Below are 14,400 nucleotides of genomic sequence, written 5' to 3' on the forward strand. Positions count from 1 at the left end.
GGAAGAACCAGGCCGCATAGCGCCGCAGCCGCGGGTCAGTTTTTAGAGGTTCCCTCCCCTATGGGATGTGCGCCGGAAAAGAGCCCGGCGCAGCATCTCATTCCGTTTATGCGCCGCGTTGCAGCAGCATGGACTTGATATGCCCGATAGCACGCGTCGGGTTCAAGCCTTTAGGACATACACTGACACAATTCATAATGCTATGGCAGCGGAAAACACTAAAAGCGTCGTCCAGATCATCTAAACGTTCTTGCGTTTCCGTGTCACGGCTGTCGATCAGGAAGCGATACGCCGCCAACAGACCGGCAGGCCCGATGAACTTGTCCGGGTTCCACCAGAACGATGGGCAAGAGGTCGAGCAGCAGGCGCACAGAATGCACTCGTACAGACCGTCCAGCTTGGCGCGCTGCTCCGGCGACTGCAGGTGCTCGCGCGCCGGCGGGTTCTTGCCGTCGTTCAGCAGGTATGGCTTGATCTTTTCATACTGGGTGTAGAACTGGCCCATATCCACCACCAGATCGCGCACCACCGGCAGGCCCGGCAGCGGACGGATCACGATCTTGCCGTTGCCTTTGCGCAGCGACGAAATCGGGGTGATGCACGCCAGGCCGTTTTTACCGTTCATGTTCAGGCCATCGGAACCGCACACGCCTTCGCGGCATGAGCGACGGAACGACAGGGTCGGGTCTTTTTCTTTCAGCTGGATCAACGCATCCAGCAGCATCATGTCGCGACCTTCTTCCGCTTCCAGGGTGTAGTCCTGCATGTGCGGCGCGTCATCGACATCCGGGTTGTAGCGATAAATGGAAAATTCGAGTTTCATCTGTCGATCTCCGCAATTAGTAAGAACGCACTTTCGGCGGGAATGCCGGGCGCAGCTTCGGTTGCATGTTCACTTCACGACGCGTCATGCTTTCCGATTGCGGCAGATACAGCGAATGGCACAGCCAGTTGGCGTCATCGCGTTCCGGGTAGTCGAAGCGGCTGTGTGCGCCACGGCTCTCGGTACGGAAGTTGGCCGACACGGCGGTGGAATACGCGGTCTCCATCAGGTTATCCAACTCCAGGCACTCGATGCGCTGGGTGTTGAACTCGCTGGAGGTATCGTCCAGGCGTGCGTTCTTCAGACGTTCACGGATCACTTTCAGTTCTTCCAGACCCTTGGCCATCGCATCGCCTTCGCGGAATACCGAGAAGTTGTGCTGCATACAAGACTGCAGCGCTTTGCGAATTTCGACCGGGTCTTCGCCGGAGCGGGTGTTGTTCCAACGGTTCAGACGATCCAGCGAGGCTTCCACGTCGGAGTCGCTGGCGTCACGGCTCACGCCCTGCTCTTCCAGCGATTCCTGCAGGTGCATGCCGGCGGAACGGCCGAACACCACCAGGTCGAGCAGCGAATTGCCGCCCAAGCGGTTGGCGCCGTGCACCGATACGCAGGCGATTTCGCCCACGGCGAACAGCCCCGGGATCACCACGTCTTCACCTTTCTCGTTCACGGTCAATGCCTGGCCGGTCACTTTGGTCGGAATGCCGCCCATCATATAGTGGCAGGTTGGGATAACCGGGATCGGCTCTTTCACCGGATCGACGTGCGCAAAGGTGCGGGACAGTTCCAGAATGCCCGGCAGACGGGATTCCAGCACGTCTTTACCCAGATGATCCAGCTTCAGCTTGGCGTGCGGGCCCCAAGGGCCGTCGCAGCCGCGGCCTTCGCGGATTTCGATCATGATCGAACGGGCAACCACGTCGCGGCCCGCCAGATCTTTGGCGTTCGGCGCATAACGCTCCATGAAGCGCTCGCCGTGTTTGTTCAGCAGGTAACCGCCTTCGCCGCGGCAGCCTTCGGTCACCAGCACGCCCGCGCCGGCGATGCCGGTCGGGTGGAACTGCCACATTTCCATGTCCTGCACCGGCACGCCGGCGCGCAGCGCCATGCCGACACCGTCGCCGGTGTTGATGTGGGCGTTGGTGGTGGACTGATAAATACGGCCTGCGCCGCCGGTCGCCAGCACGGTGGCCTTGGCTTTGAAGTAAACCACTTCACCGGTTTCGATGCAGATAGCCGTGGTGCCGACCACCGCGCCGTCCTGGTTTTTCACCAGATCAAGCGCATACCACTCGGAGAAGATGGTGGTGTGGTTTTTCAGGTTCTGTTGGTACAGGGTGTGCAGCAGCGCGTGGCCGGTACGGTCGGCTGCGGCTGCGGTACGCGCCGCCTGCTCGCCGCCGAAGTTCAGCGACTGGCCGCCGAACGGGCGCTGGTAGATGCGGCCGTCGTCCAGACGAGAGAACGGCAGGCCCATGTGTTCCAGTTCCAGAATCGCTTCCGGGCCGGTTTTACACATATATTCGATGGCGTCCTGGTCACCGATATAGTCGGAACCTTTCACCGTGTCGTACATATGCCATTCCCAGTTGTCCTCGTGGCTGTTGCCCAGCGCGACGGTGATGCCGCCCTGTGCGGACACGGTATGGGAACGGGTCGGGAAAACTTTGGACAGCAGGGCACAGGTCGAGCCCGCTTGGGAAATTTGCAGCGCGGCACGCATGCCCGCACCGCCGGCGCCGATTACGACGGCATCAAACTCTCTGACTGGCAGTTTCATTTAAGCACCCCACACTACGATTGTTCCGTACAGTAAATAGACCAGCAACGCGACCACGACAGCCAGCTGCAACACCAGGCGAACCGCCAGCGGCTTGACGTAGTCCGTCAGCACCTGCCACAGCCCGATCCAGGCGTGCACCAGAATCGACAGCAAGGTCAGCAGAGTGAACACTTTCGTAATGGAAGTGGCGAAGAAACCGCGCCAGATGTCATAAGTCAGTTCCGGAGCCGTGACGAAGAAGCCCAGGATATACAGGACGTACAGGGTGATGATGATAGCGGAAGCGCGCAGCAGCAGCCAATCGTGCACGCCGTTGCGCCCTAATGCAGAAACGTTGTTTACCATACGAGGACTCCAGCCAGAACTGACAGCACGACGGTCAGACCGATCGCCACCTGGGCGGAACGGGTACCGGCGGCCAAACTCTCTTCGATGTAGCCAAAATCCATTAACAAGTGACGGATGCCACCGCAAATGTGATAGGCCAGCGCCGTGAGGATGCCCCAGAATATGAATTTGACGATGAAGCTATTCATGATGGCGGCCGCCTGCAGGAACCCCTCTTGGGAAGAGAGTGACAGGCCCAGCAGCCAGAGGAGGATACCCACGGCAACGAAGGTAATTACGCCAGAGACTCGGTGTAAGATAGACGCTATCGCAGTTACGGGGAACCGGATCGTTTGCAGATCCAAGTTGACAGGTCGTTGTTTTTTCACGTATTTGCCCACACAGCTCTTATTATTTTCCTTCCTCCGGGCCTGGGCGGGGATCAGACAGCGTTAAGAGCCTAAAACCCTTACACGTCACGCGCTCAAACATCAACATCCTCTGTGCTCAAACGGCGCGCATTTATAACGCTGGGTGCTCCTACTTCAGGGTAATCCGGAGACCTGGCGGCAGTATAGGAGGATCACATTCTGATTACAATTCTCATACAACCGCTTTGATAACATTTCCCCCGAACAGTGATTCAGATCACGGATTTCACAATTAGTGCAAAATTAATTATCTGATTTGACAAGAGATCAACATTTCCATTACATATAGGGGCACAAACGGTCCTATGATGCGCTATGGGTCAGCAGATACACTTCCCCCCGGGTTCGAGTTATGCAACAGTGTATTTGACGAACCTATCCCAATAGCCGTTGTTTCCCGCTCGATTTTGCCGGCGTCAAAAAGCAAATAAAGCAAATAAAAACAGATTATTGGGATAGGTTCACATCTCTTCGAACAGCTCATAGGTAAGATTAACAGACTATAACGAATTACTATGAATCGTTAACAACTGGTCACCCGTCTCGTTCGCCTGGTCAGCACTCTGTACCCTACCCGCGCACAGTTGCGCAGTCGCTCACAGAGTTAGCGTCCGCACCATTTTTTTGCGGGCAACCTGCAGAGATTTAAGGTATTTCAGTTGTTAGTGGTTTTTAAAATAAGGCGCTAAGGAGACAGTAAATGACTGATAAGAAAGCGACGCTAACCATTAACGACAGCGAAGCTCCGATCGAACTGGGCGTATTGACACCGACACTGGGCCCTGATGTCCTCGATGTCCGCGCTCTGGGTTCCAAAGGTTATTTCACATTTGATCCCGGCTTTACCTCCACCGCTTCTTGCGAATCCAAGATTACCTTCATCGACGGCGACAAAGGCGTGCTGCTGCACCGCGGCTTCCCTATCGAGCAGCTGGCGAAAGAATCTTCCTACCTGGAAGTGTGCTACATCCTGCTGTACGGCGAGACCCCAACGCCGGAAGAGTTCGAGACCTTCAAGACCACCGTCACCCGCCACACCATGATCCACGACCAGATCACCCATCTGTTCCGTGGTTTCCGTCGCGACTCGCACCCGATGGCGGTGCTGTGCGGCGTGACCGGCGCGCTGGCGGCGTTCTACCACGATGCGCTGGACGTCAACAACGAGCGTCACCGTGAAATCACCGCGTTCCGCCTGCTGTCTAAAATGCCGACCGTGGCCGCGATGTGCTACAAATATTCCCTGGGCCAGCCGTTCGTTTACCCGCGCAACGATCTGTCCTATGCCGGCAACTTCCTGCACATGATGTTCGCCACCCCGTGCGAAGAGTACGTGGTGAACCCGGTGCTGGAACGCGCCATGGACCGCATTCTGATCCTGCACGCCGACCATGAGCAGAACGCCTCTACCTCTACCGTGCGCACCGCCGGCTCTTCCGGCGCCAACCCGTTCGCCTGCATCGCGGCCGGTATCGCCTCCCTGTGGGGACCGGCGCACGGCGGCGCCAACGAAGCGGCGCTGAAAATGCTGGAAGAGATCAAGACTGTCGAGCACATTCCAGAATTCATCAAGCGCGCCAAGGACAAGAACGACTCCTTCCGCCTGATGGGCTTCGGCCACCGCGTGTACAAGAACTACGATCCGCGCGCTACCGTGATGCGCGAAACCTGTCACGAAGTGCTGAAAGAGCTGAACAAGAAAGACGACAACCTGCTGCAGGTCGCGATGGAGCTGGAACACATCGCGCTGAACGACCCGTACTTCATCGAGAAGAAACTGTACCCGAACGTCGACTTCTACTCCGGCATCATCCTGAAGGCGATGGGTATTCCTTCTTCCATGTTCACCGTGATCTTCGCCATCGCGCGCACCATCGGCTGGATCGCCCACTGGAACGAAATGCACGACGAAGGCATCAAAATTGCCCGTCCGCGTCAGCTGTACACCGGCTATGCCGAACGCGATTTCAAATCCCAGCTGAAAAACAAGTAAGCCGCTTTCCTGGCTGAAACCGCACAGCGCCGCCCCTTCGGGCGGCGTTTTTTTTGGTTATTTCTGGCAGCCCGGGCACCAATAAAACGGCCGCGACGACAGTTCGGTACGCACGATCATCCCACCGCAGCGTTCGCAGGGCTCGCCGCTGCGATGAAACACCTTGAAGCGAAACAGCGCGCCGTGATGCCGGTTGTCATCCGCCTGCCCTCGCGTCTGGTAGGAAAGGCGCGGCACTGCCAGCAATGCCTCCGCCAGGTGGCGCAGCGCCTCTGGCGTCAGATCCTGCGGTTTATGCTGCGGCGCCAGTTCGGCCTGCCACAGGATTTCGGCGCGCAGATAATTGCCCAATCCGGCGAGAAACGCCTGGTCGAGCAGCATGCCCCCCAGCTGCCTGCGGCGAAAACGCGGCGTCAGCAACCGCTCCGCCACATCGTCTACCGTCAGCGACATGTCCAACACGTCGGGGCCGATGCGTTGCAAAAACGGGTGTTGCTCTATTTCCTCGCGCGGCCCGACGGTAATGTCGGAGGCGCTGTAAAGCAATATCGCGCTGTGGGCGGTTTCCAGCCGCACCCGCAGATCGCGCTTGGTCTCCGGCGTCTCCCCTGCCGCCGCCACTTTCCACACGCCATACAGCTGGTTGTGGCTGTACATCGTCAGCCCATTGGAGAAATGGGTCAGCAGCGCCTTGCCGCGCGGCTCAATGGCGACGATGCGCTCGCCGAGCAGACGCTGGCGATAGTGTTTCAGCTGGGGAAAAGCGAAATCGACGGCGGTCAGCGGCTGATCGATCACCGCCGCCGCCAGTTTGTCCGCCGCCCGGCGAATCTCCGGTCCTTCCGGCATAGACCACTCCTTGCGTAGACCCGGCGCAGCCCGATGCGCCGGGGATGACATGATTAATGCGTCGCGCCGCCCACCACTTTCAGATCGTGCTCCACCTGCAAAGCGATGGAAACGGCCAGCTCCAATGCAAACAGCACCGTCGAGGCCGCCATGCTCGGCGCACCGGGGTGCGCCGCCGCCTGTTCCGGCAGGTACGGGATATGGATAAACCCGCCCTTGACCTCGCGCTGGCCGCTCAAACGGTGCAGCAGCCCATACATGACATGGTTGCACACGTAGGTGCCGGCAGTCTGCGAAACGGCGGCCGGAATGCCGGCCTCGCGCATCGAACTGACCATCGCTTTAATCGGCAAGGTGCTGAAATAGGCCGCCGGACCGCCGGCGACGATCGGCTCGTCCACTGGCTGTTGCCCCTGATTGTCGGGAAATGCGCGCATCGTCGACGTTGATCGCCACCCGCTCAATCGTGATATCGGTGCGGCCGCCGGCCTGGCCGATAGCCAACACCATCACCGGCTGCACCTCGTCGATCGCCGCATTGAGCGCCTCCAGCGCCGCGCCGAACACGCACGGCAGCTGGCGCGCCACGATGCGTGTGCCGACCAGCTCCATATCATTGAGCTGCTTCACCACTTCCCAGGAGGGGTTGAGGCGCTCGCCGCCAAACGGCTCAAAGCCGGTAATCAATACTTTTTGCATCCTTACTCCTACAGGAACATCAGGAAATACAGCAGGAACACGTTAACCAACAGCAGCAGCACACCGGTCGGCACCTGCGCCTTGATCACCGCATTCTTGTCCGGCAGCTCCAGCAGCGCCGCCGGCACGATGTTGAAGTTCGCCGCCATCGGCGTCATCAGGGTGCCGCAATAGCCGGAGAACATGCCGATCGCCGCCATCACCGCCGGGTTGCCGCCGTGCTGCAACACCAGGATCGGAATGCCGATGCCGGCGGTAACGATCGGGAAAGCGGCGAAGGCGTTGCCCATCACCATGGTCAGCACCGCCATACCGATAGCGTAGACTGCCACGGCGATAAAGCGGTTATCGACCGCCAGATACTCCTGGGTCAAATGCGAGATCGCGGTGCCGACGCCGGCGACGGTAAACAGCAGCCCCAGCGTGGCGAGGATCTGCGGCAAAATGAACGCCCAGCCGATCGAATCCAGCAGGCGCCGCGCTTCCTGTATCGGCTGCAGGGCCTTCTCATGGGTCATTTTCACCGCGATCGCCAGGCCAATCAGGCAGCCGACGGTCATCGAGAACAGGGTGATCAGCGTCGCGTGGTTACCGCTGCCGAACACCGCGCTTTGCAACGCCGGCACGTTGTTGAACAGCAGCACGCCGATCACCGTCACCACCGGGATCGCCAGAGCGGGGATAAACAGCTTGTTGCCCAGGCGCTTGGCGCTGGCCTCGCGCTCCTGCGGCGTCCGCTGATGATAGCTGCCGAGGCGCACACCGCCAAAGCCGGCAATCAGGGCCATCACCACCACCACCCCGCCAACGATGATATGCAGCATGCGTTTCTCGTTGCTGCCTTCGCCCAGCACGTCGCCCAGCAGGCGGTAAGTCCAGTCGCCGACCAGGAACACCAGGCCGTACAGCCCCCAAAACAGCCCGGTGGTGATGCGGCGCGGGTTGGCGCGATCGCGGAAGGACATCACCGCCACAATCAGCAGCACCGCGCCGGCCAGCCAGTAGAGATATTGTTGCTGGAAGTTCATCGTGCCTCCCCCTTCGCCTGCAGCGCCGCCTGATTCAGCTGCGCCAGCTCGGCGCTCAGCTGCTTATCCATCCGATACAGCCGGAACGCGTGGATCAGGAAAGCGAAAATCGCGGTCGGAATGCCCCACAGCGCGATATGCAACGGCTCGGTCTGAATGCCGCCGGACTCCAGCATAAAGTTGTGCATGAAGATGATCGCGCCGAAGGCGACGAAGATATCTTCGCCGAAGAACAGCCCGACGTTGTCGGTCGCGGCCGACATGGCGCGCAGACGGTGGCGGGTGCGCTCCGGCAGCTCGCCGTAGCGGTTTTCCGTTGCCCCTTCCGCCATCGGCGCCAGCAGCGGCCGCACCATTTGCGGATGCCCGCCCAGGCTGGTCAGCCCCATCGCCGCGGTAATCTCGCGCACGAACAGGTATACGATCAGCAAACGGCCGGCGGTGGCGCTTTTGATCTTGGCGATCCACGCCTGCGCACGCTCTTTCAGCCCGTGGCGCTCCAGCAGGCCGATCACCGCCAGCGGCAGCAGCAGGATCAGCGGCAGGTTACGGGTGTTGAGAAAGCCCTCGCCGAGCTTTTCCAGAATGACGTCCAGCGGCATCAGCGCCGCCAAACCGGTGATGATGCCGGCGGCGATCACCACCAGCACCGGGTTGAAACGCAATACAAATCCGACCACGATGGCGGCGATGCCGATCAGTGGCCAGAGATTCACGGCCTGTTCCATAGTCTTCCCTCGATATTTTCTAATAGTTTTTTGCTTGTGATGTTGTGTCTTGCTTTATTGCTTTATTGCTCCGCGCTGACGCGGATGCCCTGCTGAACAAAACTGTCCCGCAGCTTGCGCGCATACGCCAGCGCATGCTCGCCGTCCCCATGCAGGCAGACGGTTTCCGCCTGAACGGCGGTCCAGACGCCATCCACGCTGCGCACCCGGTGATGGCGCACCATCTCCAGCGTTTGCGCCAGTGCCTGTTCGTCATCGTCGATCAGCGCCCCCGGCAAACCGCGCGGCACCAGCGTGCCGTCGGCCTGATAGCCGCGATCGGCGAATACCTCCTGCCGGGTGGTCAGACCGAGTTGTTCCCCAGCGCGGATCAGCTCGCTGCCGGCCAGCCCCACCAGCCGCAGCGCCGGATCGACCGCCTGCACCGCCCGGGCGATCGCTTCCGCCAGCGCCGGCTCAACCGCCGCCTGGTTGTACAGCATGCCGTGCGGCTTAACGTGCACCATCACCCCGCCCTCGGCACGGGCGATGGCCGCCAGCGCCCCGAGCTGATACACCACCTGCGCGTAGACCGTTTCCGGCGGCAGCTGCATGCGGGTGCGGCCGAAGTTCTCCCGATCGGGAAAACTCGGGTGAGCGCCGATCGCCACGCCGTACTGCAATGCCCAGCGCACCGACTGACGCATGGTCTGCGCATCGCCGGCGTGAAAGCCGCAGGCGATGTTGGCCGAACTCACCAATTGCAACAGCGCCTGGTCGTTGGCGCAGCCTTCGCCGAGATCGGCGTTCAAATCAACGATCATGTAACCCCCAGGCAATCTGTCGAAGGAAGAGATCCTGCTCGGCTTTGGCGCGCTGCGCCTCCGTCAGTGAGCAGAGAACGAAGTGGATCGGTTCGCCGAGACGGATCTGCGCCAAGTGGTAGAGATCGGCCTCGATCACGCAGGCGATACGCGGGTAACCGCCGGTGGTTTGCGCATCGGCCATCAGCACGATCGGCTGGCCGTTGTGCGGCACCTGCACCACACCGGGCAGCAGGCCGTGCGACAGCATCTCGCGGTCGGTGGTGCGCTCCAGCGGCGTGCCGCCGTGCAGGCGGTAGCCCATGCGGTTGCTCTGCGGGCTGAGCTGCCAGGCGGTGCGCCAGAACGTGTCCTGCGCCTCTTCGCTGAATTCGGCGTACTCCGGCCCCGGCAGCGCGCGGATGCGGTTGGTGAACAGCAGCTGTTTCACGCCGCAGCGGTGTTGCGGCAGCGCGGTGGATTTGCCCAGCGGCAGCCGATCGCCGTCCTTCAGGTTACGGCCTTCGTGGCCGCCAAAGGCGGCTTTCATGTCGGTGCTGCACGAGCCCAGCATTTCCGGCACGGCGATGCCGCCCGAGATCGCCAGGTAGCTGCGCATGCCGCGTTTCGGCGTGCCCAGCGCCAGCCGCTGCCCCTTTTTCACCGGGTAGCGCCAGCCGGTCCACAGCGGCTTGCCGTCCAGCTGCGCGTCGCAGCCGGCGCCGGTCAGGGCGATCCAGCCAGGGCGGGTAAACTCGGCGCTGAACTGGCCGAGGGTGATCTCCAGCCCGGCGGCCTCAGGCGCATTGCCCACCAACAGGTTGGCGATCTTCAACGCCGGTTGATCCAGCGCCCCGCCGGTGCTGATGCCCAGGCGGCGGAATCCCTCGCGGCCCAAATCCTGCACCGTGGTATAGATGCCGGCACGCAGAATAATCAGCATACGCCCTCCTTCTGCGGCACGAAGCGCACGTTATCGCCCGGGCGCAGCAGCGTCGGCGGCATTTCATGCGGATTGAACAGCGCCAGCGGCGTGCGGCCAATCAGCTGCCAGCCGCCGGGCGTCACCAGCGGATAGATGCCGGTCTGGCCGCCGCCGATGCCGACGGAGCCGGCCGCCACCGCCAGACGCGGCTCAGCGCGGCGCGGCGTCGCCAGTTGTTCCGGCATACCGCCCAAATAGGAGAAACCCGGCTGAAAGCCGAGGAAATAGACCACGTAGGCCGCCGCCGCGTGGCATTCCACCACCTGCCGCGGCGTCATGCCGGTATGGCGCGCCACTTCATCCAGATCGGGGCCTTGCTCCCCGCCGTAGACCACCGGAATATCCACCTGGCGCGATTCCGGCGTCAGGCTCTCTTTGCTTTCCCAACCTTGCTGCAGCAGCGCGAGCATCGCTTCAGCGTCGGCCTGCGGCGTATGCAGCAACAGCGTCAGGTTATTCATCCCCGGCACCACTTCCCGCACGTCGGGGTGGTGATTCAGCTTTTCCGCCAGCGCCCAGATGCGCTGCTGGCTCGGTAAGGTCACCGGCGGCGACAGTTCAAGCACTACCGCTCTTTCACCCAACAGGTAATAACGTGCTTGTTGCACCCTTATTCTCCTTATTATTATCGCGATGAAAAACACACCAGTTATGCGTGACGCGGCCCCGGCTGTCAATAGAACGCAACCATAAGGAAAATAAGGAAATAGCGCGGTAAAAGGATTCAGCCGGCGCACAGGCCGGGCTGGATCCGGGGAAGAAAAAAATCAGGCGGGATTCGGGATATCGATAAAGGTCACATCAAAGCCGTGGTGCTGCGCCAGCCAGTCGCCCAACGCCTTCACGCCGCCGCGCTCGGTGGCGTGGTGGCCGGCGGCGAAGAAATGCACGCCCATTTCGCGCGCGCTGTGAATGGTCTGCTCAGACACTTCACCGCTGATGAACGCATCGACGCCGAAGCGCGCCGCGCTGTCGATAAAGCCCTGGCCGCCACCGGTGCACCAGGCCACCCGGCGAATGTGCTCAGGCGCGTTATCGCCGCAGTGCAGCACCGCACGCCCCAGCCGGCTTTCGATACGCTGCTGCAGCGCTTCGCCGGTCAGCGGCTGTTCAAATTCGCCGTGCGGCACCAGCGGCTCGACGTCGCCAATCACCCGAATGCCCAGCGCCTGCGCCAGCTGCGCGTTGTTGCCCAGCACCGGATGCGCGTCCAGCGGCAGATGGTAGCCGTACAGGTTGATGTCGTGGGTCAGCAGCGTTTTCAGGCGGTTGCGCTTCATGCCGCGCACCGCCGGCGCCTCGTTTTTCCAGAAATAGCCGTGGTGCACGATAATCGCGTCGGCCTGATGCGCCACCGCAGCGTCCAGCAGCGCCTGACAGGCGGTGACGCCGGTCACGATGCGCTGCACGTGCGGGCGGCCTTCTACCTGCAATCCGTTGGGGGCGTAGTCCTGAAACGCCGCGGCGTTCAGTTCCGTGTTGATCAGTTGTTCCAGATCGAGGTTACGCATTCTCTTCTCTCTTCATAGTCAAAATGTCTGCCGGTCGCCCTGCGCCATCAGGATAAATTTCACGCCCAGATCGTTGCCCTGCGCCAGCTGTTGCGCAATGGCGGCGCGCGTGTCTTCGCCCTGCTTCAGGCTGGGCTTGATGTGGCTGATCACCACCGGCAAACCGTTCAGCGAGCCATCGCCGCCGCTGTACTGTGTCAGGTTCTTCAGCTCCTTCAGCAGCCAGGCCGGCGTCAAATGGCCGTACAGATGTTTATCCTCCACCCCGTTAGGGTAAGAGGTTTCGATAATCATGCCCTTGAGCTTCTTCTGCTCGACAAGCGGCCCCAGCGCGCGCCAGACGGTATCGAGATCGCGCGACTGCTCGACCTTATCCGGCCCGGTATCGCCGAAGTAGGCGAAGAACTCGCTGCCGTTGGAAATCAGCAGCATCGACGACGGATAGCGATCGTGGCTGAGCGGGTACATCACGCCGGTCAATCCGGTCAGGCCGAGGGTAAACCGCTGCTGCGGCCGCACCGTTTGCAGCCGGTAGGTGCCCAGCCGCGAGCCGTTGCCGGCGTCGGTAAAGTTCGGCCACGCCTTCCAGTTGAAGTAGTGATTACGCAGGGTCAGTACGGTGTCCGCCTGGGCGTAAACGGTTTTTTTATTGTCCTCGGGTGAGCCGACGATCAGCCCCGCCACGTGGTCCAGGTGGCCGTGGCTGATAAAGTAGCTGCCGATCAACTGCCGGAACACATAGCCCTGCGGCGTGTAAGGCGCGGCCAGCTCGGGCGTCACCTGCGGGAAGCTGCCCTTCTCCAACCCTTTGGCGATGCCCGGCAGCAGCGAACCGGCGTCCAGCGCCACATACCGCGGCTGATTGTCGCTGCGGATCAGGTAGGAGGTCAGATTGCCGTCGCTGACGCCGCCGTCGACGCCGAGCGCCACCACGTCAAAGCCGGCGATCGCCAGCGCCGAATAGCCGCTCAGGCACAGGGCCAGCACCTTTTTCATCATTGCGTCGCTCCTTGCAGTTGCCTCAAGACTCTCCCCGTTTTGCCGCCTCGAACGCCGCCAGCGTCTCCAGCCGGGCTTGCTTATGGTCGACGATCGGCAGCGGGTAGTTCAGCGTGCATCGCTGCTTTTCCGCCCAGCGATGGGGGTGATGGATGTCATTGTCGGGCACATCCGCCAGTTCCGGCAACCATTTACGGATAAAAGTGCCTTGTGGATCAAAACGTTCACCCTGAGTCGTCGGGTTGAAGATGCGGAAATACGGAGCGGCGTCGGTGCCGGTGGAGGCCGCCCACTGCCAGCCGCCGTTGTTGGCCGCCAGATCCCCATCCAGCAGTTGCGACATGAAATAGCGCTCCCCGGCGCGCCAGTCGATCAGCAGATCCTTCACCAGAAAACTGGCGCTGATCATGCGCAGCCGGTTGTGCATCCAGCCGGTGGCGTTCAACTGGCGCATGGCGGCATCGACGATCGGGTAGCCGGTCTCGCCCCGCTGCCAAGCCTGCAGCTTCGCCTTGTCATCGCACCAGCGCACCTTGTCCGTCCAGGCGATAAACGGCCGATGGCGGCACAGATCGGGATAGGCCACCAGCAGATGGCGATAGAACTCGCGCCAAATCAGCTCGTTGAGCCAGGCGAAGGCACCGCTTTCGCGATCTTCCAGCAGCTGCGGGCATTCGGCGCGCAGGCGATTGAAGCACTGGCGCGGCGACAGCACGCCGATCGCCAGATAGGGCGACAGGCTACTGGTGCCGGCGAGGGCCGGCAGATCGCGCTGCCGGAGGTAATCCTGCACCTGCTCGCGGCAAAAAGCGCGCAGCCGCTGCAACGCGGCCTCCTCACCAACGGGATAGCCATCCCCGATGTCTGCCGTGGGATAATCGAACGCCGCCGGCGCCTCAGGCATGGGTAACGCACCGCCGGCGCGGATCTTCGGCGCCGGCAGGCAACTCACGTCGGACTCGGTCAGGCGTTGAAGAAAGGCGTTGCGAAACGGCGTATAGACCTTGTACATCTCTCCGCCGCCGGTGAGCACGCTGCCCGGCGGCAACAGCAGGCTGTCATCGAAACCGTGGCACCTCACCCGGCCACTCAACCGCTGTTCCAGCCGCGCATCGCGCCGCCGTTCGTTCAGTTCGTACTGGCGATTGTAAAACAGCGCATCCACCTGCTCCCGCTCGCAATAGTCCGCCAGCCAGTCGATCGACGCGGCAAAGTCCGCACAGGAATGGCAATGCAGCGCAATGCCCTTGTGCGCCAGCGCCTGCTGCACCGCCTGCAGGCTGGCGTGGATCAGCGCCGCCTGCCGCGGCGCCATCTCATGTTGCCGCCACTGCTGCGGCGTGGCGATAAACACCGCCAGCACCCGGGCTTCGGGATCGCTGCAGGCGGCGTGCAGCGCGTTGTTGTCGGTGATACGCAGATCGTTACGCAACCAGACCAGATGCGTGGTCATAAAACT

Annotated in this window: 14 protein-coding genes and 1 pseudogene; 1 reads left to right on the forward strand and 14 read right to left on the reverse strand. The window is 61.5% G+C overall.

Going from position 1 to position 14,400, the window contains the following annotated elements; all coding sequences use genetic code 11:
- Positions 1–106: 106 nt before the first annotated feature.
- From WCL58_RS06570 to sdhC, 4 genes are read right to left on the reverse strand one after another with little or no spacing between them, the layout of a single operon-like run.
- Positions 107–823 carry a succinate dehydrogenase iron-sulfur subunit gene (locus WCL58_RS06570; RefSeq protein WP_004939885.1) on the reverse strand — a complete coding sequence of 239 codons (717 nt, stop codon included), beginning with the start codon at positions 821–823 and terminating at the stop codon, positions 107–109.
- A 16-nt stretch (positions 824–839) separates the two neighbouring features.
- Positions 840–2,606 (reverse strand): succinate dehydrogenase flavoprotein subunit, encoded by a 1,767-nt coding sequence (sdhA, locus tag WCL58_RS06575; RefSeq protein ID WP_060423638.1) that lies wholly within the window; start codon positions 2,604–2,606, stop codon positions 840–842.
- Entirely contained in the window at positions 2,607–2,954 is a 348-nt protein-coding gene (sdhD, locus tag WCL58_RS06580; RefSeq protein ID WP_004939891.1) for a succinate dehydrogenase membrane anchor subunit, read from the reverse strand.
- Positions 2,948–3,337 carry a succinate dehydrogenase cytochrome b556 subunit gene (gene sdhC, locus WCL58_RS06585; protein ID WP_004939893.1) on the reverse strand — a complete coding sequence of 130 codons (390 nt, stop codon included), beginning with the start codon at positions 3,335–3,337 and terminating at the stop codon, positions 2,948–2,950. Before sdhC ends, sdhD begins: the two co-directional genes overlap by 7 nt.
- Positions 3,338–4,067: 730 nt before the next feature.
- On the opposite strand from sdhC, the gene WCL58_RS06590 reads away from it, so the two are divergent.
- Positions 4,068–5,360 carry a citrate synthase gene (locus WCL58_RS06590; protein ID WP_016928730.1) on the forward strand — a complete coding sequence of 431 codons (1,293 nt, stop codon included), beginning with the start codon at positions 4,068–4,070 and terminating at the stop codon, positions 5,358–5,360.
- Positions 5,361–5,417: 57 nt separating this feature from the next.
- On the opposite strand, the gene nei is transcribed toward WCL58_RS06590, so the two are convergent.
- The 10 genes and pseudogenes from nei to phrB all read right to left on the reverse strand — a co-directional run bounded on the left by nei (position 5,418) and on the right by phrB (position 14,394).
- Positions 5,418–6,209 carry an endonuclease VIII gene (gene nei / locus WCL58_RS06595; RefSeq protein ID WP_060440508.1) on the reverse strand — a complete coding sequence of 264 codons (792 nt, stop codon included), beginning with the start codon at positions 6,207–6,209 and terminating at the stop codon, positions 5,418–5,420.
- A 53-nt stretch (positions 6,210–6,262) separates the two neighbouring features.
- Positions 6,263–6,842, reverse strand: a pseudogene (gene pcp, locus WCL58_RS06600) (pyroglutamyl-peptidase I).
- A 74-nt stretch (positions 6,843–6,916) separates the two neighbouring features.
- Positions 6,917–7,936 carry a DUF979 domain-containing protein gene (locus WCL58_RS06605; RefSeq protein WP_016928733.1) on the reverse strand — a complete coding sequence of 340 codons (1,020 nt, stop codon included), beginning with the start codon at positions 7,934–7,936 and terminating at the stop codon, positions 6,917–6,919.
- The gene (locus WCL58_RS06610) at positions 7,933–8,664 is read right to left on the reverse strand and encodes a DUF969 domain-containing protein (protein ID WP_016928734.1); all 732 of its coding nucleotides are present in this window, start codon (positions 8,662–8,664) and stop codon (positions 7,933–7,935) included. Before WCL58_RS06610 ends, WCL58_RS06605 begins: the two co-directional genes overlap by 4 nt.
- A gap of 62 nt (positions 8,665–8,726) precedes the next feature.
- The gene (gene pxpA / locus WCL58_RS06615; protein ID WP_060423628.1) at positions 8,727–9,467 is read right to left on the reverse strand and encodes a 5-oxoprolinase subunit PxpA; all 741 of its coding nucleotides are present in this window, start codon (positions 9,465–9,467) and stop codon (positions 8,727–8,729) included.
- Positions 9,457–10,389: a 5-oxoprolinase subunit PxpC gene (pxpC, locus tag WCL58_RS06620; protein WP_060440510.1), complete on the reverse strand. Its 933-nt coding sequence runs from the start codon at positions 10,387–10,389 to the stop codon at positions 9,457–9,459. Before pxpC ends, pxpA begins: the two co-directional genes overlap by 11 nt.
- On the reverse strand, positions 10,383–11,039 hold the full coding sequence (gene pxpB, locus WCL58_RS06625; protein WP_004939909.1) for a 5-oxoprolinase subunit PxpB: 657 nt from the start codon (positions 11,037–11,039) through the stop codon (positions 10,383–10,385). Before pxpB ends, pxpC begins: the two co-directional genes overlap by 7 nt.
- A gap of 159 nt (positions 11,040–11,198) precedes the next feature.
- Positions 11,199–11,942 (reverse strand): type 2 GTP cyclohydrolase I, encoded by a 744-nt coding sequence (locus WCL58_RS06630; protein ID WP_025301873.1) that lies wholly within the window; start codon positions 11,940–11,942, stop codon positions 11,199–11,201.
- An 18-nt stretch (positions 11,943–11,960) separates the two neighbouring features.
- On the reverse strand, positions 11,961–12,941 hold the full coding sequence (locus tag WCL58_RS06635) for an MBL fold metallo-hydrolase (RefSeq protein WP_048232933.1): 981 nt from the start codon (positions 12,939–12,941) through the stop codon (positions 11,961–11,963).
- Between the two features lie 22 nt (positions 12,942–12,963).
- Complete coding sequence (gene phrB, locus WCL58_RS06640) at positions 12,964–14,394, reverse strand: deoxyribodipyrimidine photo-lyase (protein WP_336850759.1); 1,431 nt, start codon at positions 14,392–14,394, stop codon at positions 12,964–12,966.
- Positions 14,395–14,400 lie beyond the last annotated feature (6 nt).

Source organism: Serratia sp. TMDUHS_CL (genome assembly GCF_037137105.1).
Lineage (GTDB): Bacteria > Pseudomonadota > Gammaproteobacteria > Enterobacterales > Enterobacteriaceae > Serratia > Serratia nevei.

Coding starts and splice junctions, on each gene's coding strand:
- pxpC (WP_060440510.1), bottom strand. CDS start 10,389: ATGCTGATTATTCTGCGTGCCGGCATCTATACCACGGTGCAGGATTTG.
- WCL58_RS06610 (WP_016928734.1), bottom strand. CDS start 8,664: ATGGAACAGGCCGTGAATCTCTGGCCACTGATCGGCATCGCCGCCATC.
- WCL58_RS06635 (WP_048232933.1), bottom strand. CDS start 12,941: ATGATGAAAAAGGTGCTGGCCCTGTGCCTGAGCGGCTATTCGGCGCTG.
- WCL58_RS06570 (WP_004939885.1), bottom strand. CDS start 823: ATGAAACTCGAATTTTCCATTTATCGCTACAACCCGGATGTCGATGAC.
- WCL58_RS06605 (WP_016928733.1), bottom strand. CDS start 7,936: ATGAACTTCCAGCAACAATATCTCTACTGGCTGGCCGGCGCGGTGCTG.
- pxpA (WP_060423628.1), bottom strand. CDS start 9,467: ATGATCGTTGATTTGAACGCCGATCTCGGCGAAGGCTGCGCCAACGAC.
- phrB (WP_336850759.1), bottom strand. CDS start 14,394: ATGACCACGCATCTGGTCTGGTTGCGTAACGATCTGCGTATCACCGAC.
- WCL58_RS06630 (WP_025301873.1), bottom strand. CDS start 11,942: ATGCGTAACCTCGATCTGGAACAACTGATCAACACGGAACTGAACGCC.
- WCL58_RS06590 (WP_016928730.1), top strand. CDS start 4,068: ATGACTGATAAGAAAGCGACGCTAACCATTAACGACAGCGAAGCTCCG.
- sdhD (WP_004939891.1), bottom strand. CDS start 2,954: ATGGTAAACAACGTTTCTGCATTAGGGCGCAACGGCGTGCACGATTGG.
- nei (WP_060440508.1), bottom strand. CDS start 6,209: ATGCCGGAAGGACCGGAGATTCGCCGGGCGGCGGACAAACTGGCGGCG.
- sdhA (WP_060423638.1), bottom strand. CDS start 2,606: ATGAAACTGCCAGTCAGAGAGTTTGATGCCGTCGTAATCGGCGCCGGC.